Raw genomic sequence first — 26289 nt, forward strand, 5'->3', positions numbered from 1 at the left:
CGACCGGTCAGTGCCCCAGCACCTCCCGCAACTCCGGCTGCAGCAGCTCCCCGTGCGCCCGCACGAGGTCGTCGCACAGGTCCCAGATCCGCTCGACCGGCAACGCCGCGGCCGTCGCCGGGTCGGCCATCGCCGCGTGCCGGACATGGCGCGGGTCGCCGTCCGTGGCCGCCCGCACCACCAGGTCGGTGACGGAGACGTAGGCGCGGTTGAGGGCGGCGCACTGCGGGGGCAGGGAGCCGACACGGGTGGGCTGGACGCCCAACGCGTCCACCAGACACGGCACTTCGACCACCGAGTCGGCCGGCAGGTTGTCGATCAGGCCGCGGTTGGGGACATTGCCGTAGACCACGCGGGGCGTGCCCGAGACCGTGCTGTGGATGATCTGCGGGGCGTACTCCAGCGTGCCCTCCACCGGGAGGGGGCGGCCCGCCGCGAGCGCCTCGCGGGTGCGTTCGTAGCTCGCCGCGTTCTCCTTGATGATCTCCAGGTACGCGCCCACCGGCAGCCGCAGCCGCTCGATCTCGCTGTCGTGGTGCAGATACCAGGGCACGTACTCGGAGGAGTGCTCGCTCGTCTCGGTGGGGTAGTGGCCCAGCCTGCGGTACATGTCCACGCGGACACGGCGCAGCAGGCCGGGGTCGCGGTCGATCGCCTCGTCCAGCAGGGGGTACAGGTTCTGCCCCGCCCGCTCGAAACGCAGCACCCACGCCTGGTGGTTGACCCCGGCCGCGAGATACGAGACCTCCTCGAAGGGCACGCCGACCAGGGCGGACAGGTCGTGCATCGTCCAGTGCACCGAGTGGCACAGCCCGGTGACCTTCAGCCGGGGGGCGATACGGCTCAGGTAGAGGACGTTCATCGCCATGGGGTTGGTGTAGTTCAACAGATGGGCGTCGGGGCAGAGTTCGGCCATGTCCTCGGCGATGCCCTTGAGGACGGGGAAGGTGCGCAGCGCCCGGAAGATGCCACCTACGCCGAGCGTGTCACCGATCGTCTGGCGCAGGCCGTGGCGTGCCGGGATGGCGAAGTCGGTGCGGGTGGCCGCGTCCATGCCGACCTGGACGATGTTGATGACGAAGTCCGCGTCCGCCAGCGCCGGCCGCCGCTGCAGATGCGCGGTGATCTCCGGTTTCGCCCCACGCACCTCCGCTATGTGGCGGGCGGCGCCCTCCGCCGTCGCCAGCCGTTCGGGGTCGATGTCGTGCAACGCGATGTGGGCGTGCGCGAGTTCGGGGAAGGCGAACAGGTCCGCCAGCAGACCCTGCGTGAACACCACGCTGCCCGCCCCCACGAAAGCGATCTTCATCCGTTCCCTTTCAGATCGGCGGCGGCACATGCCTCGTCCCAGGTCGGCTGTGCCGCCGTACCGCCGTGCGCGCGGGTGGACAGCGAGCCGCACGCGGCCGCGACCGTCAGCGCGTCACGCAGATCCAGTCCGCGCAGCCGTGCCGCGACGAAACCGGCGTCGAAACTGTCGCCCGCGCCCACCGCGTCCACGGGCTCGACGGGCACGGCACCCACGCGCAGCAGGTCCGCGCCCGTGCAGGCGAGCGCACCGTCCGCACCGTCCTTGACGACGACGGTCGGCCCGTAGCGCGCCAACGACCGTGCGGCATCGTCCAGTTGATCCGCCCCCGACAGCGCGCGGGCCTCGGCGGCGTTCGGCAGCAGCACGTCCGTGACCTTCAGGACCGGGTCCAGGAAGGTGCGGTCCCACATGGCCGCGGGGTCGTCGTTGGTGTCCAGCGAGGTGGTCGCCCCGTGCGCGCGCGCCTGGTCGAACACCTCGGCCAGGGAACGCGCGAGGAGCGGCATCAGGAAGAAGGACCCGGAGTGCACATGGCGCGCCGACGCCAGGAGGCCGGGCGGCACGTCCTCGGGGCCCGTCGCGGCCAGACAGCCCGACGAGGTGAGGATGGCCCGGTCGCCGTCGCCGGTGGTCACGATCGCCGTGAGCGGCGTGGGGAGTTGGGGGTCCACTGTCAGATGGGTGACGTCGACGCCCCGGCTCTCCAGGGCCTGCCGTACGAACGCTCCCGCCGCGTCGTCGCCCACCCGCCCCGCGAACGCGACCGTGAGCCCCAGCCGGGCCGCCCCGCACGCCATGATCGCCGCGGAGCCGCCCAGCACCAACCGGCCGTGCTCCACGAGCTGTTCGCGCTGGCCGAACGCGAGCCCGTCGACGGGACCCACCACCACATCGGGGTTGACGTCCCCGATCACCACCAGGTCGTACGACACCTCGGTCACCCCTTGATCCCGCTCGATGTGAGCGACTGGATGAAAGTCTTCTGCGCGAGCAGGAACGCGACCAGCACGGGCAGCACGGTGATCACATTGCCGGCCATCACCGCGGACCATTTTGTGTGGTGCTGTCCCTGGAACGTCGTCAGACCCAGCTGGAGCGTGTACTGCGTGTCGTGGTTGATCGCGATCAGCGGCCACGACAGGTCGTTCCAGGCGGTGAGGAAGGTCAGCACCGCCACCGTGGCGAGCGCGGGCCGGGCCAGCGGCAGCACGATCGAGAACAGCACCCGCAGCCGTGAGCACCCGTCGATCCAGGCGGCCTCCTCCATCTCGCGCGGCAGCGAGAGGAAGAACTGCCGGAACAGGAACACCGCGAAGGGCGTCACCAGCGACGGCACGATCAGCGCGCCCAGCGTGTCGATCAGCCCCAGCCACTTCATCACCAGGAACGTCGGGATCATCGTCAGCTGGAACGGCACCACCATCGTCGCCAGCATCAGCCCGAGCACCACCCGCGACCCGCCGAACCGCATCCGCGCGAACGCATAGCCGCCAAGGGCCCCGAACAACAGGTTCGAGGCGACCGCGACCGTCGACACGATCAGGGAGTTGAGGAACCAGCGGGGGAACATCGCGTTGCCGAACACATACCGGTAGCCGCCCAGGTGGATGCCGTGCGGCCACAGCGCCGGCGGGAAGCGGTTGATCTCCGCGTCCGACATCACCGAACTCAGCACCAGCCACACCAGGGGCAGCGCGAAGGCCAGCGCGAGCGGGGCGAGCAGCAGATGCCAGCCGAGCGTGGAGCGGTGCGCGGTCGTCGGACGGCGCGCGGTCATCGGGCGGCTCCTTCCGTACGGCCCAGGCGGCGCCGCACCAGATGCAGCGCGCCGCCCGCCACGAGCAGGGCCACCGCGAGGACGTACGCGGACGCCGCCCCGTACCCGGCGGTGAACAACTGGAAGGCCTGCTGCCAGACGAAGTAGACGACGACGGTGGTGGAGTCGAGCGGACCGCCCTTGGTCGTCACATAGATCAGGTCGAAGACCTGCAGCGCCGTGATGAGCTGCCACAGCACCAGGAACACCGTGACCGGGGTGAGCGCGGGCCAGGTGACGTGCCGGAGGATCTGCCGGCGGTTCGCGCCGTCCAGGCGCGCCGATTCCACCAGTTCGGGCGGCACGTCCTGCAGCGCCGCCAGATAGACCACGACACAGAAGCCGACGCTGTTCCACAGGGAGATCAGGACCAGCAGGTACAGCGCCTGGTTCGGGTCGGACAGGAAGCCCTGCTTGGCGACGCCCAGATGGTGCAGCAGCGCGTTGGCGACACCGAAGTCCGGGTCGAGGATGAACGAGAACAGCACGCCCTGGGCCGTCGCCGACACCACGAACGGGATGAACACCAGCGTGCGGTAGATCCCGATGAAGCGGATGCGCCGGTTGAGTGCCAGCGCGAGGGCCAGCCCGCCGACCAGGCTGAGCGGGACGTACAGGGCCGTGTACAGCAGCGTGTTGCCCACCGCCGTACGGAAGTTGGGGTCCTGGGCGAGGGCGCGGTAGTTGTCCAGGCCCACCCAGCGGCCGGGCGTGACGAGGTCGTCGGCGCGGAACGACAGCAGCAGCGACCAGACGACGGGCACGATGCTCAGGCCGAGGATCACCAGGACCGACGGGCCGATGAACGCCCAGGCGGTGGCCCGCTCCCGGCGGGCGCGGCGGCGCGCGGCCCGCCGGGTGGAGGCCTGGACGCCGGGCGCCTGCGGAGCGAGTGTGAGGGCGCGGGGAATGGTGGACATGACGGTCTCCCGTACGGAGGAGGTCACCTGGGGATCAGCAGGGCCGCGTCGGCCTTGTCGGCGCATCGGTCGACGGCGTTCTTCGGGGAGTCCCGGCCGAGCAGGACGGAGACGGCCGCCTCGCCGAGCGCCTGCGAGATCTGCGGGTACGCGGCATGGATCGGGCGGACGCGGGCGGTGCGCAGGGCGTCGGTGAAGACGTGCAGACCCGTGGTCTCGGCACTGTGCCGCCGCCACTGCGACCGGTCGGCCGTCGCCGTGCTCAGCGGCAGGCTCCCCGCCGAGATGTCCCAGCGCACGTCCTGCGCGGGCTGCATCATCCAGCGCACGAACTCCTGGGCGGCCCGCGAGCGGGCACTGCCGTTGTCGAACACCGTCCAGGTGTCGGGCCCCGAGATGGTCACCGGCCGCCCGCTGTAGGACGGCAGCGGCACCACGTCGTAGTCGATCTTGGCGGTCATGATGTCCGGCAGCTCCCAGGGGCCGGTCGGCACCATCGCCATCCGGCCGCTGAGGAACACCTGGTACATCTGCTCGCTGCCGGACTTCATGTCGACGTACACGCTCTTGTCGCGGGCGAGCTGCGCGACCGTCTCCAGGGCCCGTACGCCCTGCTTCGCGAAGCCGATGTGCTTGCCGTCCGCGGCGACGACGTCACCGCCGAGGTCCCAGATCATCGGCCACAGCCGCCAGACGGTGTCCTCGTCGCCGACCCCCGGCCAGCCCGTGCCGAAGACACCCCGGCCGGAGTCGGTCAACTGCCGTGCCGCGGCGGTGAATTCGTCCCAGGTCCAGCCCGCCTTCGGGAAGGGCACACCGGCGCGCCGGAACAGCTTGCGGTTGTAGACCACCGCCAGCGAGTCCAGCACCGCGGGCGCGGCCCGCACCTGGCCGTTGACGGTCACCGCGTCCCGCACCGGCTTCCAGTACGACGTCCACGGCGTCGGCCCGTCGCGCATCGCGTCGGTGAGGTCGACCACGCGCGGGGAGCGCGCGACGCTCGCGAGGTCCGAGCCGAAGATGTAGGCGATGTCCGGGTAGGAACCGGCCGCGAGCGCGGCGGTCACCTTCTGCAGCATCGCGTCGGAGAGCACCCCGCCGCCGCCCGCGTCGACATGGATCGAGGGATGTGTGCGGTTGAACTCCGCGACCAGCTTCTCCAGCGCCTTGCGGGCCGTGTCCGCCTGCCCGTGCCACAGCTCCACGGTCACCTTGCCGTCGGCGCCCACTCCGTCCGAACCGCCGCCGGCACAGCCGCTCACGGCGGCGACCGAGGCCGCGCCCAGCAGCAGACCGCGACGTGACATACCGTCAGTCATCGTTGCCTCACCGCACCTTGCGCACATAGTCGGAGCTGCCGGGCGTCGAGACCTGCACGTCCCGGCGGACGATGCTCAGCCGCCCTGCGAAGCCGGCGCGGGCCTTGCGCAGCCCGCTGTCCGTGTACTCGATCACGATCACCCGGTCGTCGAAGGCCTTCGCGTACCGTCCGCACTCGTCGTACTCCGCGCACTCCTCCGCCACCGCGAAGTCGAGCCCCAACCGCTTCCTGGACCCGGCCAGTTCCACCGTGTTCTTCTGGCCGATCGCGAGCTGCCGGGCGTGTGCGTGCCGCGACAGCAGCGTGATGAAGGCCATCGCGTCGTCGGCGGTCAGCAGGTGACGGGAGCGGGTGTAGCTGTCGTAGTTGTCGGGTTCGACGGCGTCGTAGCCCTTGTCCGCGCAGCCGTCGATCCACCGGCCGATCCGCGCCGCCACCCGCTCGCGCTTGGCCGGTGTGCGGATGTCGAGCAGGGCCTCGCCCCAGTCCTCGTCGACGACCACCTTGCCGTGTCCGTCCCGCAGCAGCAGATCGGCGGGCCACGAGGCACGCTCGTCCGGCTGGGCCTGGAAGGCGTTGACGTAGCAGATGTTGTACAGCCCGGGCGCGGGTGCCGCCGTGCGGTCGCGGCTGACGATGCGGACGCCCGCCGGCGGGGGATAGGCGCCCCCGATCTGGTAGTCGAAGCCGGCGTGGAGCGGCGGCAGGCGCAGCCCGCCGGTCGCGGTCGGTGACGGGCCCGAGGCCTTCGAAGAGGCACCGGACGGGCCCGCCGCGGCGGAGGTCTCCGCGTGATCGCCCGTCGAGCCGGCGGACTTCCCTGAGGAGCCGCACGCCGACAGTCCGGCGACGAGAAGTAGGCAGGCGCCGACGGCCGTCCCGAGACCTCCGACGCGGGAGACACCCTTGGCGGGCATGTCCGCTCCATCAATCGCGGGTACGACCCCGCCTCGGACCGGGTGTCCGGTCGGTCCTGGCGACTTTGGCCGGACTTGGAGCTCGTCCGCTACCGGCTGGGCGCACCTCTGAGTGCCCTGCTGCACGCGGGGGCACGTGTCCAGGATGAAAGCGCCTGGTGATGCCCGCCGTCAAGAGGGGGCAGGCAGAGCGGAGGCGTGCGGGACCGACGACGTACGCTCGCCACTGGTACCACCATCCCGAAGTCAGGAGCAGCAACGATGCAGTACGTGAAGCTCGGTGCGACGGGCCTCGACGTGTCACGGGTCTGTCTGGGCTGTATGACCTACGGACTGCCCGACCGGGGCACGCACGAGTGGACGCTCGACGAGGAGGCCTCGCGTCCGCTGATCCGGCAGGCGCTGGAGGCCGGGATCAACTTCTTCGACACGGCGAACGTGTACTCCGACGGCACCAGCGAGGAGATCGTCGGCAAGGCGCTGCGGGACTTCGCGAACCGTGACGAGGTCGTCCTCGCGACCAAGGTGAACGGCCGGATGCGGCCGGGACCCAACGGCGCGGGGCTGTCCCGCAAGGCCATCCTGTCCGAGATCGACCACAGCCTGAGCCGGCTCGGCGTGGACTACGTCGACCTCTACCAGATCCACCGGTTCGACCCGCACACCCCGGTCGAGGAGACCATGGAGGCACTGCACGACGTCGTGAAGGCGGGCAAGGCCCGCTACATCGGGGCCAGTTCGATGTTCGCCTGGCAGTTCTCCAAGATGCAGTACACCGCCGAGCTGGGCGGCTGGACCAAGTTCGTGTCCATGCAGAACCACTACAACCTCCTCTACCGCGAGGAGGAGCGGGAGATGCTGCCGCTCTGCGCCGACCAGGGCGTCGGTGCCCTGCCCTGGAGCCCGCTCGCCCGTGGCCGTCTCACCCGCGACTGGGGCACGGTGACGGAGCGCAGCGCGAACGACAACTTCGGCAGCCGCCTCTACCCGGACAGCGACCGCACGACCGTCGAGGCGGTCACCCGTATCGCGGGCGAGCGGGGCGTCCCTCGCGCCCAGGTCGCGCTCGCCTGGCTGCTGCACCAGGACACGGTGGCGGCTCCGATCGTCGGCGCGGCCAAGCCGCACCACATCGAGGACGCGGTGGCCGCGGTCGAACTGGAGCTGAGCGACAAGGAACTCGAGGAGCTGGAGCAGCCGTACACGCCCCACGCGATCGTCGGGCACAGCTGAGGTCTTGCTAGTGGGGCCCTTGCGGTGCGAACTCCGTGCCGCAGGGGCCCGCGCCCTCGCTCTCCGGCAGCGGCACCCGCTCGCCGTCCATCGTGAGCGTGCGGTAGTGGGTGCCGATGCGCTGGGCGGAGCGGCCGACGTAGTGGCCGATGAACGACCGGCGGAAGCGATCGGTCGTGCCGTTGGGCTGCGAGCCGTGCACCAGGCTGCCGTTGAAGAACAGCACGTCACCCGGCGCCATGTCGACCGGCACGGCTTCGAGCCCCGGCGGCGGGGGAACGTACTCACGCGCGAACGACACCTCGGAGTCCGCCAGTTCGGGACAGAACAGGTCCATCAGATGTGTGCCGGGGACCACTTCCAGACCGCCGTTGTCCCGGTCGATCACGTCGCAGGCCACCCATGCCGCCACACAGGTGCCCGGCTCCACGCGCAGATAGAAGTTGTCCTGGTGCAGCGCCTGCCCCCGGGCGCCCGGCGGCTTGAAGTAGAACATGCTCTGCGCGGCCAGCACCTCCTCGCCGAGCAGGACCTCCAGCACCGAGCGCAGCCGGGCGTCGAGCAGGACCCGCCTCGACGGCTCGCTGATCTCGTGCGGGTGCATCACCCTCGGGTACGCCGCCAGCGGGTCCTTCGAGGCGCGCGGCTGGAAGTGCCCGGGCACCGGACCGGCCGCGTGCAGCTGAGCGAAGTGCGCGCACAGCCGGTCGATCTCGTCGCGCCCGAACAGTCCGCGCACGATGGTGAAGCCGTCCTCCTCGAACCGCCTCAGCCCGTCCCGGGTCAGGATGGGGGCACCGGCGGCGTCCATATCCATGGCTGTCATACGTCGCTCCTGGGTCGGCTTGTCCTACGCTCGTCACGCTAGGCCGCAGCGTGCTTCGAAGGGATGCCCGTGAGCGCTGACCGATTGCCCGAGACTGCTGCGCCGCCCCCGGGCCTGGTCGTCGTCGGCCGCTACGACCAGCCCGAGGGGTACGGCGTCACCAGGCCGCGCGGCGCGGGCAGCTGGCTGTTCACCTGGACCACGGGCGGGCGCGGCCGGCTGCGCCAGGGGGCCGCCGAGGCACGGGCCGGCCGGGGCGATCTGGTGGTGCTCGCCCCGGGCGTCCGGCACGAGTACGCCGTCCAACCGGGCGCGGGCGGCTGGCAGTTCTGGTGGGTGCACTGCCAGGCACGCCCCTCCTGGGCACCATGGCTGCGCCCGTACGGCACCGGCGACGGGCTCTTCGCCGTCACCCCGACGCCGGCCGCCCTGCACGAGCGGATCGCGGCGGCCTTCGGGCGGATGCTCGCCGACGCCCGCTGGACGGGCAGCGGGTCGCCGCCCGCCACGGCGCCGGAGGACCGGGTCGCCGTGGCGCACGGCACCGTGGCACGTGAACTCGCCCTGTCCGCGCTGGAGGAGATCGTCCTGCTCACGGCGGCCGCCGCGCGCCCCGCGGCACCGCCGCCGGGCATCGACGCCCGGGTGCTGCGGGCCGCGGAGCTGATCGCCGCAGACCCGGGCGCCCCGCACACCGTGCGTTCGCTCGCCGACAGCGTCGCCCTGTCGCCCTCGCGGTTCGCCCATCTCTTCACCCGGCAGCACGGCCGGTCCCCGATGCGGGCGCTGCGTGAGGCACGGCTCGGGCATGCCGCCCGGTTGCTGGAGAGCACGGACCTGTCCGTGGACCGGGTGGCGGCGGCCTCCGGGTTCGCCAGCCCGTTCCACTTCAACCGGGTCTTCCGCGAGCGTTTCGGCGTGCCGCCCGGCGCCTACCGCGCGGGCGGCCCAATGGTTGAACCGTGAACCCGAGCGGCTTCCCGGACCCGCCGGATGCGAGGTGAAGCCGTTGCCCAATGGTTGGGGAGCAGGTCCGCGCCGAGTCGGCCGAATACCGTTACCGATTATCGAACCGTTCGATTGACGATTCGTCAATTACACCCGGCGGGCCGGTAATGCGGAAACCGCGAGATCCCTTGTTAGGCCTTGCTTGCCTGTGCAAAAGTGTGCGCTGTCAGCACACAGACCATGCGCATATTCATTGCGCCGGAGCTGCTGAATCCTGTACTCATACCGCTTGGTATGGACTTTATGTGCATGCCCCCGAGAGGAATGCAGCCGTGAAAGACGCCGGCCTGTCGAATTCCCCCAAGTACGACCGCCGGTTCGACGTGACGGACGAACAACTGAGCGCGGAACTGAAGAAGTGGACCGGATCGACGCCCGCGCTGCAGCCCGTCGGTGAACTCCTCGACCGGCACTGGGAAGCGGGTTTCACCTATGCCCGGCTGTGCACCGACAGTGCCGCTTCCGCCGGAATGCTCACAACTGCCGCATTCACTCGGCTTTTCGGCGAGACCCTGCGACAGAACGGTCCGACCTCCGCATGGCGCCCCCAACTGCTCGTGACCGTGCGCCGTATCGCGGCGGAATGGGACAACGACCACAGACGGGAACATCTGCATCCCGAACTGTGCGCGCCCGGCGAGCGCGCCGCGGCCCGGCTGCTCCCGTCCTCCGCCCGGCGTCTGCTGTCCGGGGCCTTCCAGCGGCTGCCCCAGTCGGCCCGCTGTCTGCTGTGGCACGTGGAGGTCGAGGCCGAACCGCTGGACGTGCCCGCGGGCCTGCTGGGCCTTCAGGTGGAGGACGCGCGCGTCGAGCTGGAGCGGGCCCGCGAGCGGCTGCGCGAGGAGTGCCTCCAGGTTCACCGCGAACTCGCCCCCGAGCAGGAGTGCCGGCGCTTCCTGCGGATGCTCGACGTGACCTACCGGCGCGGCGGCGCCGACATCGACCCCGACCTCGCCGCCCACATCAACCGCTGCCGACACTGCCTGCACACCGCCGACCAACTGGCGCAGTTCAACCACGGGCTCGGCCTCGCGCTGGCGGAGGCGGTCCTCGGCTGGGGCGCGGGCGCGTACCTGGACTCCCGCGTCGCCTGGTTCGAGGATCCCGGCCCGCTGCCGCCGGAAGTGCCGGTGCCGCCGATAGCCGGCGAGCCCTTCGCCCCCGTGGACCCCGCCTCCCGCACGGCCACCCGTCCCGGCGGCCGTGCCGCCGCGCGCCGCTCGGCCCACAGGGCCGCCCGGCGGGCCGCCGCCCGCCGCCGCAATCTCGCCGCGGCCGTCGTGACGGTGAGCGGGCTGATCGTCCTCCCGCTGGTCCTGTGGTCCGTCCTCGGCTCCGGCGACGGATCCACCCAGGCCGACACCGGCCACCCCTCCGAGACACCCGGCAGCGGCGCCGGCACACCGACCTCCGATCCGTCCTGGGTCGGCACCAGCACCGGCTCCCACGGCACCCTGCGCGGCAGGCTGCACAACCTCGGCTCCGGCCTCTGTGTCTCCGTCGTCGGCAAGAAGGTGGCCAAGGGGGCCGAGACCGAACTCGCCGACTGCTCCTCGGCGGCCGTACAGCAGTGGTCGTACGAGACCGACGGCCGTCTGCGCAGTGTCACGGACCCCGAACTGTGCCTGGACTCCCACCTCGGCTTCGCGGTGCAGCTCGCCGCGTGCACGGGCAACTCGGAACCGGACGCCAAGAACGTCCGCTACGACTTCACGCTGCAGGGCACCCTCGTGCCGCGCTGGAACCAGGACCTGGCGCTGACCCCGGCCGCCACCGACGGATCGGGCGCCCTGGTCGTCAAGAACCGTGACGACAGCAGCGTCCAGCGCTGGGTGTTCGACACCTCGAAGGCGGACCTTCAGATGCAGGTCGTGAACTGGGACGCCGAGAGCAGCCCCACACCCTCGGCCAGGCCCACCCCGAAGGCGTCCGAGCCGGCCGGGGCCTCACCGACGCCGTCCGCGACGCCGACGACCGCACAGCCGACGCCGAGCCAGTCGTCCGGCCAGTACCCCACGAACCCGTACTGCTCCTACAACCCGTACTACTGCGGATGGGACGGCTCCGGGTGGGGCGGCCGAGGCGGACACGGCGGTGGCGGACATCACTGACGAACGCCCCTGACCGACACCGCTGACCGACACCCCTGACCGACATGCTCAGCCGACCACCTGCAGCGACAGCCACAGCGCCGCCACGGCCGGGACCAGCGCGGCCGGGGTGGCCAGCAGACCGAGCCGGCTGAACTCCCCGAGCTCCACGTCGTGGCCGTGGTGGTGCACGATGCGCCGCCACAGCAGCGTCGCCAGCGATCCCGCGTAGGTCAGGTTCGGGCCGATGTTCACCCCGAGCAGCACCGCCAGCACCGCGCCCGGTCCGGACGGGGCGGCGAGCGGCAGCAGGACCAGCACCGCGGGCAGATTGTTGATCAGGTTCGCCAGCACGGCCGCCAGCGCGGCGATCGCCAGCAGCGCGGGGAAACCCTCGCCGCCGGGCAGTGCATGGCCGAGCGCGTCGGCGAGCCCGTTGTCGACCACCGCCCGCACCACGATGCCGAGCGCGAGGACGAACGCCAGGAACGCGGGGGAGGCGGCGCGCACCACCGACACAGGGGTGGCCTTGCGCCGTACGAGCGCACGGGCGGCCAGCACCAGCGCGCCCGCCGCCGCCACCCAGGCCGGGTCGACCCCGACCGTCGAGGCCACCACGAATCCGGCGAGCGTGCAGGCCACGGTGATCAGTGCGAACAGGGGCAGCCGCGGCGCCCCGCCGGGTTCGGGGGAGGGGACGGAGAGGGTCAGGTCGTCGCTGAAGAAGCGCCGCAGGACCAGGTACTCCGCCGCGATCGCGACCAGCCACGGCAGCGCCATCAGCGCCGCGAACCGGGTGAAGCTCAGCCCGCTCGCCCCGAACGCCAGCAGGTTGGTCAGATTCGACACGGGCAGCAGCAGCGAGGCCGTGTTCGACAGATGGGCGCAGGCGTACAGGTGCGGCCGGGCCCGTACGCCCGCGCGCGCGGCGGTGGCGAGCACCACCGGCGTCAGCAGCACCACGGTGGCGTCCAGGCTGAGTACGGCCGTGATCACCGAGGCCAGCACGAAGACCGCCACGAGCAACCGGCCCGGAGAGCCCGCCGCCCGCCGGGCCATCCAGGCCCCGCACGCCGTGAAGAGCCCCTCCACGTCACAGAAGTGGGCCAGCACCAGCACCGCGGCCAGAAAGCCCACCACGGGGCCGAGACTGGCGGCCTCGGCCCGCGCGTGGTCCAGGGAGATCGCCCCCGTCGCGATCACCACCGCGGCGGCCGGCACCGCCAACGCCGCCTCGGGCAGCCCCTTGGGGCGCACCACGGCCCAGGCGAGCACGGCGACGAGCAGGACGACGGACAGGGCTTCGGCGAGCGGGGTGTTCAGGGCAGGTCCTCAGGGAGGTTCAGAGCGACGCGACGCGGGACCTCCAATGAAAACAGGTCCCGGCACCGAGGCCGCCCGTCACCTCCCGCTCGGGCTCCTCCCGCTCAGACGCCGCTGCCGGCGCTGAACACCGTCAGGCGTACCGACGACGCGTTGCCGGACACGGGGACCTGACCGCCCTTCCAGGTCACCGTCAGACTGTCCCGCTCGTCCGGCGGTGTCACCAGCAGCGACGCCGGGGTCGCCGCGTGCGCGCCGCTGATCTCGGGGTTGGAGAAGGTCAGACCGGCCCAGGCGCTCTTGCCCGGCTTGAGCGTCACCGTCGCGGGCGTGCCCGGGGACCGCTTCGGGTCCGGTCCCAGCTGCTTGCCCGAACCGTCGACGAACGCGGCGCCCGGATAGCCGCGCACCGTGCAGGTGCGGGAGGAGGTGTTGGTCAGGACGACCGGGAAGTTCTCCTGCCCGGCACCGGGGTCGTTCCGCCCGACGGTCGCCCGCAGCTCCGAGGTGTGGCACCGGCCGCCACCGGTGCCGCCGCCCGGTGTGGCACCCCCCTTGGTGGTGGACGAGGGGGCGGTCGCGGTCGCCGTGGTGTCGTCGCCCGCCGTGCCCCCGGCGGAGGCCGACGCGGACGCGCTCGCCGAGTCCGTTCCGTGGTCACCGGTGGCGGGCGCGGCCGTGCCCGACAGCGTCTGCGGCGAGCCCGCCACGGAGCCGTCGTCACTTCCGCAGGCCGTCAGCAGGCCCAGTACCGCGACCGTGCTCGCGGCCAGGGCCGCCCGTCGGACGGAGGGGGACTTCTTCGCCATGTTCCTCAACACTCCTGGAGATTCCACGCACACGTTCCCCCGTGTGCGTACGGCGCTCTGTGCCCCGTCATACAGCTGCGATGCGCGCCGGGCCGGAAAAGTTCGCCGCCGGTTCCGGTCGCCTGCATCCGGCCGCCCGCATCACCCGGTGACACGGAGCGAGTCGAGCACCCGGTCGGTCGCCGAGGCCCGGCCGCTCTGGCGGATCTGCACGTACACCCGAGTCTGCGCGCCGCCGTGCGCCGGGGCGAGCGCGGCCTCCGTGACCGACCCGCCGCCCGGGCAGTCGGACCAGCTGCGCAGCCTGCCGCGCCAGCGGCCGTCGCCGTATGCGTCGCTCCCGTCGTAGTGGCAGCGGGGGTGGGTGAGGGCGCCGACCGCGGCCGTCAGGTCGCCGTGTTCGCTCAGGCCCACGAACACGCCGTTCACGTCCGCCGCCAGGTCCTGCCACTCGGCCAGCCGGTCCGCGACCGCGAGCCCCGGCTCATGACCGGCGGGCAGCCCGAGCGACCGCGGATCCCAGCCGGAGTCGCGCAGCTGCCCGCCCCAGCCGCCGGGCACCTCGGCGACGACACGGCCGGTCGTGTCCGTGACCCGCACCTCCGCGGCAGGCGACTGCCGGTGCAGCAGCGGGACCGTCGCACCGACGGCGGCGACCACGGCCACGGCACCCGTCAGCGCGAGGGCCGTACGGCGTCTGCGCGGCCGCAGACCGGAGCCGACGAGCCGCTCCAGCTCCTGCGCGAAGGACTCGGCGTCCGGCCAGCGCCGCCGGCGGTCCGGGGCCAGCGCCCGCATCAGGGCCCGCCGCACCGCGCCCGGCAGACCGGGACGCAGCCGGTCGGGCCGCACCACCCTGCCGGGCTCGCCCGGAACCGTGCCGGTGACCAGGTGGTAGCCCACCGCGCCCAGGCTGTACACGTCGGCCCGCTCGTCGATGCCCGCGCCGGGCTCCGCCTGCTCGGGCGGCCGGTATCCCTGCGAGCCCGCGGCCTGGGTGAGACCGGAGGCCTGAGCCAGGCTCTTGGCGAGCCCCAGATCGGCGAGGAGCACCCGCGACACACCGTCGACGGCGTCGGGAGCGCCGGAACCGCGGGCGTCGTCGGCAGCCGCGCAGAGCAGGATGTTGCTCGGCTTGATGTCCCGGTGCACGATCCCCGCCGCGTGCAGCGCGGCCGCGCCGCGGGCGGCCAGCGCCGTCAGACGCAGCGCCTCGGACACGGGCAGTGCCGCACCGGACGGCACCTCGGCGAGGGTGCCGCCGTCGGCGTACTCCATCACGAAGTACGGTCTGCCGTCCGGCAGTTCACCGATGTCGTAGACCTGCACCACCCGGTCCGAACCGGCCCGGCGCAGCATCCGCGCCTCCGACAGGAATCGCTCGCGGACGTCCAGCCGGTGCGACCAGTTGTCGGCGAGCACCTTGACCGCCACCGGTGCCTCGAGCGTGTCGTCGCGGGCGAGCCAGACCGTGCCGAACGCGCCCGAGCCGAGGCGCCGTTCCAGGCGGTAGCGCCCGATCCGCTCGACAGACTGCATACGACTATCATGCCTGGCCGTGGATCGATCCCGTGGAGAACCCCTGGTCGCGCCGACCGAGGACCTGGCCCGCGACGCCGCCGCGGGCGACGCCGCGGCACTGGAGGAGCTGCTCCAGGCGCTCGGACCGGAGGTGCTCAGGCGCTGCGGCCGCTTCCTGCCGTGCCGCGAGGACGCCGAGGAGGCGGCGCAGGACGCCCTGTTCCAGGTCGCCCGCAAGATCTCCACCTTCCAGGGCCGCAGCCGCTTCAGCACCTGGCTGTACACCGTCGTCGCCAACTGCTGCCGCCAGAAGTACCGCGAACTCAAGCGGCGCTCGGCCGAGCAGCCGGTGGCGATCGACGCCGAACGGCACGTCGACCCGCGGACGACGAGCGTCATCGCGGGCTCCCGGCTGGACCTGCTGGAGGCCCTGGACCGGCTGGAGCGCGAGCACCCCCACCTGGTCGAGCCGCTGGTCTACCGCGACATCTGCCAGCTGGACTACGCGGAGGCCGCCGAGCGCGCCGGCATCCCGCTCGGCACCTTCAAGTCACGCCTGCACGAGGCGCGCAAGCAGGTCAGGCCCTGGCTGACGGAGGCGTCGTAGGGACCGGTCCGGTCCGCGCCCTTCGGCCGCGCCGCAGAACCCGGTTCAGCGCGCGTCGAGCGGCTTCAGCCCTCGTCCAGCAGCGCGATCTCCGCCCAGATCGTCTTGCCCTCAGTGGTGTGCCGGCTGCCCCAGCGCTGGGTGAGCTGGGCGACCAGGAGCAGACCGCGGCCGCCCTCGTCCCAGGTCTTCGCGCGGCGCAGGTGCGGAGCCGTGTGGCTGGTGTCGGACACCTCGCAGATCAGCGTGGCCGTGTCATGGATCAGCCGCAGCCGGATGGGGTGCGCGCCGTACCGGATCGCGTTGGTGACGAGTTCGCTGACCACCAGCTCGGCCGTGAAGGCGGCATCCTGCAGCCCCCACGCGTCCAGCTGCTCGACGACCTGCTTGCGGATGGGCGCGACCAGCGCCGGGTCGGCGGGGATGTGCCAGGTGGCGACCTGGGAGGCGGGCAGCCCCCGGGTGCGCGCGAGGAGCAGGGCCACGTCGTCGGGGGCGCCGCCGGTCGGCAGCAGCGCGTGCAGGACCCGGTCGCAGGTTTCGTCCAGCGAGTCCGCGTACGTCGCCAGGGCCTCGCGCAGCAGCTCGTGACCGGCGTCCACGTCCCGCTCGCGGGACTCGATCAGGCCGTCGGTGTAGAACGCCAGGACGCTGCCCTCGCGCAGTTCGAACTCCGCCGACTCGAAGGGCAGTCCGCCCAGTCCGAGCGGCGGCCCGGCCGGCAGGTCGACCTGGTGCGGCGCGCCGCCGGGCGGGACCACCACGGGCGGGGGATGCCCGGCCCGGGCCAGGGTGCAGCGCCGGGAGACCGGGTCGTAGACGGCGTAGAGGCAGGTGGCGCCGACCTCGCCCGGGCTGCCCTCGTGGCCGGCCTCCGCGGACAGCCGTACGACCAGGTCGTCGAGGTGGGTGAGGAGCTCGTCGGGGGCGAGGTCGATGTCGGCGAGGGTGCGCACGGCGGTGCGCAGCCGGCCCATGGTGGCCGAGGCCTGGATGCCGTGGCCGACGACGTCCCCGACGACCATGGCGACCCGCATCCCGGACAGCGGGATCACGTCGAACCAGTCGCCGCCGACCCCGGCCCGTGCCGCCGGGAGATAGCGGGAGGCGGCGTCCACGGCGGCCGTGGAGGGCAGCGAGCGGGGCAGCAGACTGCGCTGCAGGGCGATGGCGGTCTCGCGCTCCCGGGAGTAGCGGCGGGCGTTGTCGATGCAGACGGCGGCGCGGGCCGTGACCTCCTCGGCCAGCAGCACGTCGTCGGGCGTGAAGCCGTCCGGGCTGCGGAACCGGCACAGCACGGCGACCCCGAGGGTGAGGCCGCGCGCCCGGATCGGCACCGACATCGCTGAGTGGATGCCGAACTCCTTGATGCGACGCAGGCGTTCGGGGTCCCAGGTGAGCCACTGCTCCAGGTCGTCGGCGTCCAGCGTGGCCACGATGGAGTGACCGGCCAGCAGGGGGTCGGCCTGCGGGGAGGCGGCGGGGTAGCGGTCCATGTGCCCGATCTCCACGACGGCCTCGGGCGTGCCGGGGGTGATGGACAGATGCGCGGTCCGGCGCAGGGCGATCGGGGCGGTGGGCGGTCCGGCGAAGGGCTTGACGCCGGGGTCGTGCGGGTCCAGCAGGTCGACGCTGATGAAGTCGGCGAGAGCGGGGACGCACACCTCGGCCAGTTCCTGGGCGGTCCGGGTGACGTCGAGGGTGGAGCCGATGCGGACGCTCGCCTCGTTGACGAGCTGCAGTCGCTCGCGGGCCCGGTACTGCTCGGTGAAGTCGTGAGCGGCGACGCAGACGCCGCGGACCTTGCCCGAGGCGTCGGTGATCGGGGACATCCGGGCGAGCCAGGTGTTGACGCGGCCGTCGATGCCGATCGGCACGTACGTCTGCACGTCGTGGCCCTGGCCGGTGGTGAGCACCCGGCGGAGATGGCGCTCGATGTCGGTGCTGTGGGGTCTGCCGCCCACCTCGGACAGCCGCAGCCCGCGCACATGCTCCTCCGGCAGCCCCAGCAGCTCGGCCATGACGTCGTTGAGCCGTCTCAGCCGCAATCGGTCGTCACAGATCGCGATCGCGCAGGGCGACTGCAGGAGTCCCGCCTCGTCCAGCGGATCGTCGGCCAGTCGCGGTCCGTCACCGTCCAGCGGAGTGACCACGAGCCATTCCGAGGTGCCGTCGTCCGCGGCCTCGGTGCGATGGGCGAGCACCCAGACGGAGACGTCCGAGCCGTTCCGGTGGCGCAGGGTGACAAGACCGTGCCAGCGGGATCCCTCGGGGTCGAAGACGGCGCCCGTGGCCTCGCCGATCAGCAGATCGGCGGCGGGCCGGCCCACGACATCGGCGGCCGTCCAGCCGAGCAGGCGCCTGGCGCCGCCGTTCCAGCCCGCGAGCGTGCCCCTCGCGTCGATCACCGCACGCGCCGTCCCGGCATCGTCGAACGGATAGACCGGACTCATCCTCGCCACTCCATTGCGCACACTCACAGTGAACAGGCGCGTCACTTGGGTTCCAGCCTAGTGCGTCCGCGGGTTCATCGGATGCCAACCCTTGCTCGGACCCTTGACGACCGTGCATGCCCAGCAGAAAGAATCTGTTTGTTCGCGATCAATTGTGAGTACTTCTGGGCCCTGATGAGGGGGAGCTCCATGACAGTGACGCGAAGATCGGTCCTCGTCGCCTCCACCGCCGCACCGGCGGCGGGGGCGTTGTTCACCACCCCGGTGGCACGGGCCGCCGAGGCCGTCGCGGCGGGATCCGGCCGCCGCACCGTCGCCCTGCGGGACGGCTGGCGGTTCGCGCTGGTCAACCCGGACGGGATCACCGACCCGAGCGGCGCCTACGCGCAGGCGGCCGACCCCGGCTACGACGACTCGGCCTGGCGCGAGGTCGCGGTGCCGCACGACTGGAGCATCGAGCAGACCCCCACCACCGAGCACGGCACGACCAGCGGCACCGGCTTCCTGCCCGGCGGACTCGGCTGGTACCGCCTCGCCTTCACCCTGCCGTCGTCCTTCTCCGGCAAGCGGATCTCCGTGGAGTTCGACGGCGTCTACATGGACTCCTACGTCTACTGCAACGGCACCGAGGCGGGCCGCCACCCCTACGGCTACACCGGCTTCGCCCTCGACCTCACCGACCTGCTGCACACCGACGGCCGCACCGAGAACGTCATCGCCGTCAAGGTGCAGAACCAACTGCCCAGCAGCCGCTGGTACTCGGGCAGCGGCATCTACCGCGAGGCCCGTCTCGTCGTCACCGAGCCGGTGCACGTCGAGCGCTGGGGCACCTACGTCACCACGCCGGACATCACCGCGCAGCGGGCCGTGGTCCACGTACGGACCTCGGTGGTCAACGAGTCGGGCGCCGCGAGCCAGGTCGAGATCCGCTCGTCGATCAAGGACCCTGACGGCCGGACGGTGGCCCACGCGGCGAGCAGGGCCGACGTCACCGACAAGACGGCCGAGACCCATGAACTCACCGTCACCAAGCCCCGCTTGTGGGACATCGACGCCCCGCACCGCTACACCGTGGAGACCGAACTGCGGGTCGGCGGCCGGAGCGTCGACACCTATGTCACCCCCTTCGGCATCCGCACCTTCCGCTTCGACCCCGACGAGGGCTTCCACCTCAACGGCGCCCACACCAAGATCAAGGGCGTCGACCTGCACCACGACCAGGGCGCGCTCGGCGCGGCGATCAGCATCGACGCCGTGCGCCGGCAGATGACCATCATGAAGTCGATGGGCGTCAACGCCTTCCGCACCTCGCACAACCCGCCCTCGCCGGAGATGATCCAGGTCTGCGAGGAGTTGGGCATCGTGATGATGGTGGAGGCCTTCGACTGCTGGCGGACCGGCAAGACGAAGTACGACTACGGCCGCTTCTTCGACGAGTGGTGCGAGAAGGACGCCACCGAGATGGTGCTCGCGGCCCGCAACTCGCCCGCCGTGGTGCTGTGGTCCATCGGCAACGAGGTCCCCGACTCCACCTCCACCGCGGGCCTCGCCATGGCCGACCGCATCATCGGCGCGATCAAAGCCGCCGACGACACCCGGCCGCTGGTCATCGGCTCCGACAAGTACCGGTCGCTGCCCGCCAAGGGCTCCGCGGCCGACCTGATGCTCGCCAAGCTCGACGGGCTCGGGCTGAACTACAACACCGCCAAGTCGGTGGACGCCCTGCACGCGGCCTACCCGCACCTGTTCCTGTTCGAGTCGGAGTCGTCCTCCGAGACCTCGACCCGCTCGACCTACCAGGAGCCGGAGCACCTCAACAGCGGGGAGAACTACACCCCGGGACGCCGCGCGACCTCCAGCTACGACAACAACCTCGCCTCGTGGACCATGAGCGGGGAGTACGGGCACAAGAAGGACCGGGACCGGAAGTGGTTCGCGGGCCAGTTCCTCTGGTCGGGCATCGACTACATCGGGGAGCCGACGCCGTACAACGTCTTCCCGGTCAAGGCGTCCTTCTTCGGCGCCGTCGACACGGCCGGCTTCCCCAAGGACATGTACCACCTCTTCCGCAGCCAGTGGGTCGGCGAGCCCGTGGTCCATCTGCTGCCGATGAGCTGGAACCACGAGCGGGGCGAGACGGTCGAGGTGTGGGCGTACTCCAACGTCGACACCGTCGAGCTGTTCCTCAACGGCAAGTCCCTCGGCACCCGCAGGTTCGACACCAAGCGGACGACGGACGGCCGTACGTATCTGGAGACCACCGAGGCGACCGGCGACGACAAGACCTTCACCACCGGCCCCTACCCGGGCAGTTACACCAGCCCGAACGGCAGCGCGGGCAAGCTCCATCTGATCTGGAAAGTGCCCTTCGAGCCGGGCGAGTTGAAGGCGGTGGCGCGGCGCGGCGGCAAGGCCGTCGCCACGGACGTGCTGCGCACGGCGGGCGAGGCGCATGCCGTACGGCTCACCGCCGACCGCAAGTCCCTGGACGCGGACGGCCGTTCACTGGTCTTCGTGACCGCGGACGTCGTCGACGCCCGGGGCGTGGTGGTGCCCGACGCCGAGCATCTGATCACCTTCGACGTGAAGGGCGGCTCGCTCGCCGGGCTCGACAACGGGCGCCAGGAGAGCGCCGAGCGCTACCAGGCGACCACGCGCACCGCCTTCCACGGCAAGGCGCTGGCGATCGTGCGCTCCGGCACCAGGCCCGGGACCCTGAAGGTGACCGCACGCGCGGACGGGCTGCGGACCGGCACGGTGTCCGTCCGCACCACGCACGCCCGCTCGGCCGCGACGACCCTGGCGCCGGCGTTCAGGCCCGAGCACCCCGCCGCCCCGAACTACCCGTTCGCGGACGCCAGTTACTCCGGCCGTCCGGACACGCTGCCCGCCGCGATGCTGGACGGCGACGCGGCCACCGGCTGGTCCAACGCCTTCGCCAAGTCGGCGACGGCGCTGCTGCCCGCGTTCAACGGCGCCCGCACGCAGGACTGGGTCTCGGTGGACTACGGCCGCTCCCGCACCTTCGACCGGGTGGAGGTCTCCTTCACCGTGGACGCGACGCACAGTCTGCCGGCGTCCATCGAGGCGGCCGTGTGGAACGGGCGGCGGTATGTGCCGGTCACCGGAGCGGCGGTCGACTGGGCCACCGCCTCGGACGCGCCGACGGTCGTCACCTTCGACGCGGCACGCGGCTCCCGCCTCCGTCTCACGCTGACCAGCGCTCATTCCGGCGAAGTCGCCGGGGCGGTGCGGATCAGCAAGCTGGAGGCGCCCGGCGGCTGAGCCCCGCGTCGCGGTCCGGACGGGAAAACCCGTCCCGTCCGGACCGTTGACGGGTGTCATGGCGCGAACAAGCATGTGCTGCGTCCGCATCTGGGAGCGCTCCCATCGCATCGGCGAGCGTCACCCGTACCTCCGCCCGAGGAGCCCAGACGTGAAACGACGCAGAACCGTGCTGCTGACCGTCACCGCCCTGCTGGGAGCGGCGCTGAGCGCGCTGCCGGCCGGCCCGGCCGCCGCAGACGAGGTCGAGCAGCTCAAGAACGGCACCTTCGACACGACCACCGAACCCTGGTGGACGACCGCCAACGTCACCGCAGGTCTCTCCGACGGACAGCTCTGCGCGGACATCCCGGGCGGCACCGCCAACCGCTGGGACGCCACCGTCGGCCAGAACGACGTCACCCTGGTCAAGGGGAAGTCGTACAAGTTCAGCTTCAAGGCCTCCGGTTCGCCCGGGGGACATGTGGTGCGGGCGGTCGTGGGGCTCCAAGTGGCGCCGTACGACACCTACTTCGAGGTCAGCCCGCAGCTCAGCGTCTCCGGTGACACCTACGCGTACACCTTCACCTCGCCCGTCGACACCACCCAGGGCCAGGTCGCCCTCCAGGCCGGCGGCAGCGCGGACGCCTGGCGGATGTGCGTGGACGACGCGTCGCTGCTGGGCGGGGTGCCGCCCGAGGTGTACGAGCCGGACACCGGACCACGGGTGCGCGTCAACCAGGTCGCCTATCTGCCCTCGGGGCCGAAGAACGCGACCCTGGTCACCGACGCCGGCGCGAAGCTGCCCTGGCGGCTGAAGAACGCCGGCGGCCGGACCGTCGCGCACGGCTGGACCGTGCCGCGCGGCACCGACGTGTCCTCCGGGCAGAACGTCCACTCGATCGACTTCGGCGGCTACCGCAAGGCCGGCAAGGGCTTCACGCTGGTCGTCGACGGCGAGACGAGCCGGCCCTTCGACATCGGGACGAGTGCGTATGAGCGCCTGCGGCTGGACTCGCTGAAGTACTACTACACCCAGCGCAGCGGCATCGCGATCCGGGACGACCTGCGGCCGGGGTACGGACGCGCCGCCGGGCACGTCGACGTGGCGCCCAACCAGGGCGACGCGAACGTCCCGTGTCAGCCCGGCGTGTGCGACTACACGCTCGACGTCACCGGCGGCTGGTACGACGCGGGCGACCACGGCAAGTACGTCGTCAACGGCGGCATCGCCACCTGGGAGCTGCTGAGCACCTACGAGCGTGAACTGCTCGCCCGCACCGGCGAGTCGGGCACGCTGCGCGACGGCACCCTCGCCATCCCGGAGAGCGGCAACAAGGTGCCCGACATCCTCGACGAGGCCCGCTGGGGGCTGGAGTTCCTGCTGAAGATGCAGGTGCCCGACGGGCAGCCGCTGGCCGGCATGGCCCATCACAAGATCCACGACGAGCAGTGGACCGGTCTGCCCCTGCTGCCGAGCGAGGACCCGCAGAAGCGCGAACTGCACCCGCCGTCCACGCAGGCGACCCTCAACCTGGCGGCGACCGCGGCCCAGGCGGCCCGGCTCTACCGGCCCTACGACCGCGCCTTCGCGGCCAGGGCCCTGACCGCCGCCCGCAAGGCGTGGTCGGCGGCGCTCGCGCACTCCACGATGTACGCCTCCGCCGCCGACGGCATCGGAGGCGGCACCTACGACGACACCAACGCCACGGACGAGTTCTACTGGGCGGCGGCGGAGCTGTACCTCACCACCGGCGACAAGCAGTTCGCCGACTTCGTCCTCAACTCCCCGGTGCACACGGCCGACATCTTCGGCCCGCTCGGCTTCGACTGGGGCAGGACCGCCGCGGCCGGACGCCTCGACCTCGCGACCGTGCCGAGCAGACTGCCCGGCCGCGACACGGTGCGCCGGTCGGTCGTCGAGGGCGCGGACCGCTACCTGGCGACGCTGAAGTCACAGCCCTACGGCATGCCGTACGCACCCCCCGACAACATCTATGACTGGGGCTCCAGCCATCAGATCCTCAACAACGGGGTCGTGCTCGCCACGGCGTACGACATCACCGGCTCCGCCAAGTACCGTGACGGCGCGGTCCAGGGCATGGACTACATCCTCGGCCGCAATGCCCTGAACATGTCCTACGTCACCGGCTACGGCGAGGCCAACTCCCACAACCAGCACAGCCGTTGGTACGCCCACGAGCTCGACCCGAACCTTCCGAACCCACCGCACGGGACCCTTGCCGGCGGGCCGAACTCGTCCATCCAGGACCCCTACGCACAGAGCAAACTCCAGGGCTGTGTCGGCCAGTTCTGCTACATCGACGACATCCAGTCCTGGTCCACCAACGAGACCGCGATCAACTGGAACGCGGCCCTGGCCCGCATGGCGTCCTTCGTGGCGGACCAGCGCTGACGCGCCTCAGGACTGACGCGCCTCAGGGCTGGCGCTCCTCAGCGCTGGGGCTCGCGCTCCACGAGTTCACCCTGATCCTGCCGGTGCGCGGTCAGGGTGTACAACTCGGCCTGATCGAGCGGCTGGTGCACTTCCACGTACTCACCGTGCGGCAGCCGCTTGATCACGCCGGTCTCCCGGCCGTGCAGCACCAGCTCCCGGTCCCTGAGCTGGAGGCCCAGACAGATACGGCGGGTGGCGACGAAGACGATCACCGGCAGGACGAACACCGCGACACGCACCGTCCATGTGACCGCGTTGATGGACAGATGCAGCCGGGTCGCCACGATGTCGTTGCCGCCGCCCGCCAGCAGAATCAGATACAGGCTGATCCAGGACGCACCGATCGCCGTGCGGACGGGACGGTTGCGCGGCCGGTCCAGGATGTGGTGCTCGCGCTGGTCACCGCTCACCCGTGCTTCCACGAAGGGGTAGATCCCGATGAAGACCAGGAGCAGCGGGAAGACCACGACGGGGATCAGCACACCCAGCACCAGGGTGTGGCCCCACAGGGTGATCTCCCAGCCGGGCATGACCCGCACCAGCCCCTCCGCGAAGCCCAGGTACCAGTCGGGCTGCGCGCCGGTGGAGACCTGGTCGGGGCGGAAGGGGCCGTAGACCCAGACCGGGTTGATCGAGGCCACCGCGGCGATGATCGACAGGGCGCCGAAGACCAGGAAGAAGAAGCCGCCCGCCTTGGCCATGTAGACGGGCATGAACGGGGCGCCGATCACATTGCGTTCGGTCCGTCCGGGGCCCGCGAACTGCGTGTGCTTGTGGTAGACGACCAGCAGGACGTGGATGACGACGAGTGCGGCCATCACGCCGGGGATCAGCAGGATGTGCAGCGAGTAGAAGCGGGCCACGATGTCATGGCCCGGGAACTCCCCTCCGAAGAGGAACATCGACAGGTACGTGCCGACGACGGGCACCGACAGCAGCGCCCCGTTGACGAACCTGAGCCCCGTCCCCGACAGCAGGTCGTCCGGCAGCGAGTAGCCGAACAGGCCCTCGAAGAGGCCCAGGAACAACAGGGTCCAGCCGAACAGCCAGTTGACCTCCCGGGGCTTGCGGAAGGACCCCGTGAAGAAGTGCCGCATCATGTGCGTGACCATCGCGGCGACGAAGACCAGCGCCGCCCAGTGGTGCAGCTGCCGCACCAGCAGTCCGCCGCGCACGTCGAAGCTGATGTCGAGCGTGGAGGCGTACGCCTCGGACATCCGGACGCCGTTGAGCGGGACGTAACTGCCGTGGTACGTCACCTCGTTCATCGACGGATGGAAGAAGAGCGTGAGGTAGACGCCGGTGAGGATCAGCACCACGAAGCTGTAGAGGCATATCTCGCCGAGCAGGAACGACCAGTGGTCGGGGAACACCTTGCGCAGGTACTTCCGCCCGAGGGAATGGATGCCGAGCCGGCCGTCGAGCCAATCGGCGACCCGCTCGCCCCGGCCGGGGGTCTCGGTGGCGGTCACGCCGCCTCCTTGTGCACGTGCGTGAGCTTGTCGGGGTTGGTGACGACGTAGATCCCCGAGATCCGGTCGCCGTCGGGGCTGAGGTCCATGACCATGACGGCGTACGGGGAGTCGCCGTCGAACAGGACGGCGGCGTCGTCGCCGTTGACGCGGCGGTAGCGCAGGTCGAGGTCGCGATGGCGCGCGCCGTCCCGCTGCGCGTACGAATGAAGGAGCCGGACCGCCTTGTCCCGGCCGCGCACGGGACGCAGACCGGCCGGCTTGCGGTTGCCGCCGCTGTCCGTCCACACCGTGACGTCCGGCGCCAGGATCTCCATCAGCTCGGCGATGTCCCCGCCGAGCGCCGCCTGCACGAACCGCTCGGTCGCCTCCCGCCGGACCCGTGGATGCGCGCGGTAGCGCGGCCGCCGGGCGTGCACATGCCGGCGCGCACGGTGCGCGAGCTGCCGTACGGCCGCCGGGCTGCGCTCGATGATGTCCGCGATCTCCGTGTGGGCGTACCCGAAGACCTCGTGGAGCACGAACACCGCGCGTTCCAGCGGGGTCAGCGACTCCAGGACCACCAGCATCGCCAGGGACACGGACTCGGTGCGCACGGCCGGGTCGTCGGTGCCCGGGTCGTCGGCGACCAGCGGCTCGGGCAGCCACGGCCCGACGTAGGTCTCGCGGCGGCGGGTGATCGAGGCGCGGCGCTGCAGGGCGTGGTTGACGGCGATGCGGACCAGATACGCGCGGGGGTTGTCGACCCCGTCCGTGCCCCGGCCCGACCACGAGAGCCAGGTCTCCTGCAGCACGTCCTCGGTGTCGGTGACGCTGCCCAGCATGTTGTAGACGAGCCCGAACAGCAGCTCGCGATGGTGCATGAAGACGTCGGTCGCCTCGTCGACGGCGCTCTCGGACATAGGTGGCCTCCCCAGTGACGCGCTCACTCCTTCGAGG

Annotated in this window: 19 protein-coding genes; 6 read left to right on the forward strand and 13 right to left on the reverse strand. The window is 71.4% G+C overall.

All coding sequences use genetic code 11. From position 1 onward, the window contains the following. Positions 1-7: 7 nt before the first annotated feature. The 6 genes from MQN93_RS21030 to MQN93_RS21055 are packed head-to-tail and all read right to left on the reverse strand — an operon-like array spanning position 8 to position 6286. Complete coding sequence (locus MQN93_RS21030) at positions 8-1309, reverse strand: alpha-glucosidase/alpha-galactosidase (RefSeq protein WP_242710767.1); 1302 nt, start codon at positions 1307-1309, stop codon at positions 8-10. After that, positions 1306-2253 (reverse strand): carbohydrate kinase family protein, encoded by a 948-nt coding sequence (locus MQN93_RS21035; protein WP_242710768.1) that lies wholly within the window; start codon positions 2251-2253, stop codon positions 1306-1308. The genes MQN93_RS21030 and MQN93_RS21035 overlap by 4 nt, the downstream gene beginning before the upstream one ends. Beyond that, complete coding sequence (locus MQN93_RS21040) at positions 2250-3089, reverse strand: carbohydrate ABC transporter permease (protein WP_016430753.1); 840 nt, start codon at positions 3087-3089, stop codon at positions 2250-2252. The genes MQN93_RS21035 and MQN93_RS21040 overlap by 4 nt, the downstream gene beginning before the upstream one ends. Continuing rightward, the gene (locus tag MQN93_RS21045; protein ID WP_242710769.1) at positions 3086-4048 is read right to left on the reverse strand and encodes a carbohydrate ABC transporter permease; all 963 of its coding nucleotides are present in this window, start codon (positions 4046-4048) and stop codon (positions 3086-3088) included. Before MQN93_RS21045 ends, MQN93_RS21040 begins: the two co-directional genes overlap by 4 nt. Positions 4049-4071: 23 nt before the next feature. Beyond that, positions 4072-5367 carry an ABC transporter substrate-binding protein gene (locus MQN93_RS21050; protein WP_242710770.1) on the reverse strand — a complete coding sequence of 432 codons (1296 nt, stop codon included), beginning with the start codon at positions 5365-5367 and terminating at the stop codon, positions 4072-4074. 7 nt (positions 5368-5374) lie between these two features. Next, on the reverse strand, positions 5375-6286 hold the full coding sequence (locus MQN93_RS21055) for an endo alpha-1,4 polygalactosaminidase (protein ID WP_242710771.1): 912 nt from the start codon (positions 6284-6286) through the stop codon (positions 5375-5377). Between the two features lie 261 nt (positions 6287-6547). Between MQN93_RS21055 and MQN93_RS21060 the strand changes: the two genes are divergently transcribed. Beyond that, entirely contained in the window at positions 6548-7519 is a 972-nt protein-coding gene (locus tag MQN93_RS21060; protein ID WP_242710772.1) for an aldo/keto reductase, read from the forward strand. A gap of 7 nt (positions 7520-7526) precedes the next feature. Here MQN93_RS21060 and MQN93_RS21065 read toward each other — a convergent pair whose 3' ends face one another. Next, the gene (locus MQN93_RS21065; RefSeq protein ID WP_242710773.1) at positions 7527-8345 is read right to left on the reverse strand and encodes a phytanoyl-CoA dioxygenase family protein; all 819 of its coding nucleotides are present in this window, start codon (positions 8343-8345) and stop codon (positions 7527-7529) included. 63 nt (positions 8346-8408) lie between these two features. Here MQN93_RS21065 and MQN93_RS21070 point away from each other — a divergent pair, with 63 nt between their 5' ends. Further along, on the forward strand, positions 8409-9311 hold the full coding sequence (locus MQN93_RS21070) for a helix-turn-helix domain-containing protein (protein ID WP_242710774.1): 903 nt from the start codon (positions 8409-8411) through the stop codon (positions 9309-9311). A 314-nt stretch (positions 9312-9625) separates the two neighbouring features. Further along, positions 9626-11464, forward strand: a complete 1839-nt coding sequence (locus tag MQN93_RS21075; protein WP_242710775.1) for an RICIN domain-containing protein — start codon at positions 9626-9628, stop codon at positions 11462-11464. A gap of 48 nt (positions 11465-11512) precedes the next feature. Here MQN93_RS21075 and MQN93_RS21080 read toward each other — a convergent pair whose 3' ends face one another. The 3 genes from MQN93_RS21080 to MQN93_RS21090 form a co-directional block, all read right to left on the reverse strand. After that, positions 11513-12766: an SLC13 family permease gene (locus MQN93_RS21080; protein ID WP_242710836.1), complete on the reverse strand. Its 1254-nt coding sequence runs from the start codon at positions 12764-12766 to the stop codon at positions 11513-11515. A gap of 104 nt (positions 12767-12870) precedes the next feature. Continuing rightward, entirely contained in the window at positions 12871-13575 is a 705-nt protein-coding gene (locus MQN93_RS21085; RefSeq protein WP_242710776.1) for a DUF4232 domain-containing protein, read from the reverse strand. A 141-nt stretch (positions 13576-13716) separates the two neighbouring features. After that, positions 13717-15114, reverse strand: a complete 1398-nt coding sequence (locus MQN93_RS21090) for a serine/threonine-protein kinase (protein ID WP_242710777.1) — start codon at positions 15112-15114, stop codon at positions 13717-13719. Between the two features lie 19 nt (positions 15115-15133). Between MQN93_RS21090 and MQN93_RS21095 the strand changes: the two genes are divergently transcribed. Then, complete coding sequence (locus MQN93_RS21095; RefSeq protein WP_016430742.1) at positions 15134-15703, forward strand: RNA polymerase sigma factor; 570 nt, start codon at positions 15134-15136, stop codon at positions 15701-15703. 65 nt (positions 15704-15768) lie between these two features. Here MQN93_RS21095 and MQN93_RS21100 read toward each other — a convergent pair whose 3' ends face one another. Further along, positions 15769-18156, reverse strand: a complete 2388-nt coding sequence (locus MQN93_RS21100; protein ID WP_242710778.1) for a SpoIIE family protein phosphatase — start codon at positions 18154-18156, stop codon at positions 15769-15771. 189 nt (positions 18157-18345) lie between these two features. On the opposite strand from MQN93_RS21100, the gene MQN93_RS21105 reads away from it, so the two are divergent. Together MQN93_RS21105 and MQN93_RS21110 are read left to right on the forward strand one after the other, a co-directional pair. After that, complete coding sequence (locus MQN93_RS21105; RefSeq protein ID WP_242710779.1) at positions 18346-21441, forward strand: glycoside hydrolase family 2 TIM barrel-domain containing protein; 3096 nt, start codon at positions 18346-18348, stop codon at positions 21439-21441. A 151-nt stretch (positions 21442-21592) separates the two neighbouring features. Beyond that, entirely contained in the window at positions 21593-23836 is a 2244-nt protein-coding gene (locus MQN93_RS21110; RefSeq protein ID WP_242710780.1) for a glycoside hydrolase family 9 protein, read from the forward strand. 38 nt (positions 23837-23874) lie between these two features. Here MQN93_RS21110 and qcrB read toward each other — a convergent pair whose 3' ends face one another. Both qcrB and sigJ read right to left on the reverse strand, forming a co-directional pair. Next, on the reverse strand, positions 23875-25350 hold the full coding sequence (gene qcrB, locus MQN93_RS21115) for a cytochrome bc1 complex cytochrome b subunit (protein ID WP_016430738.1): 1476 nt from the start codon (positions 25348-25350) through the stop codon (positions 23875-23877). Then, positions 25347-26252, reverse strand: a complete 906-nt coding sequence (gene sigJ, locus MQN93_RS21120) for an RNA polymerase sigma factor SigJ (protein WP_242710781.1) — start codon at positions 26250-26252, stop codon at positions 25347-25349. Before sigJ ends, qcrB begins: the two co-directional genes overlap by 4 nt. Positions 26253-26289: the final 37 nt, after the last annotated feature.

The sequence above is a fragment of the Streptomyces spinosisporus genome, assembly GCF_022698145.1.
Lineage (GTDB): Bacteria > Actinomycetota > Actinomycetes > Streptomycetales > Streptomycetaceae > Streptomyces > Streptomyces spinosisporus.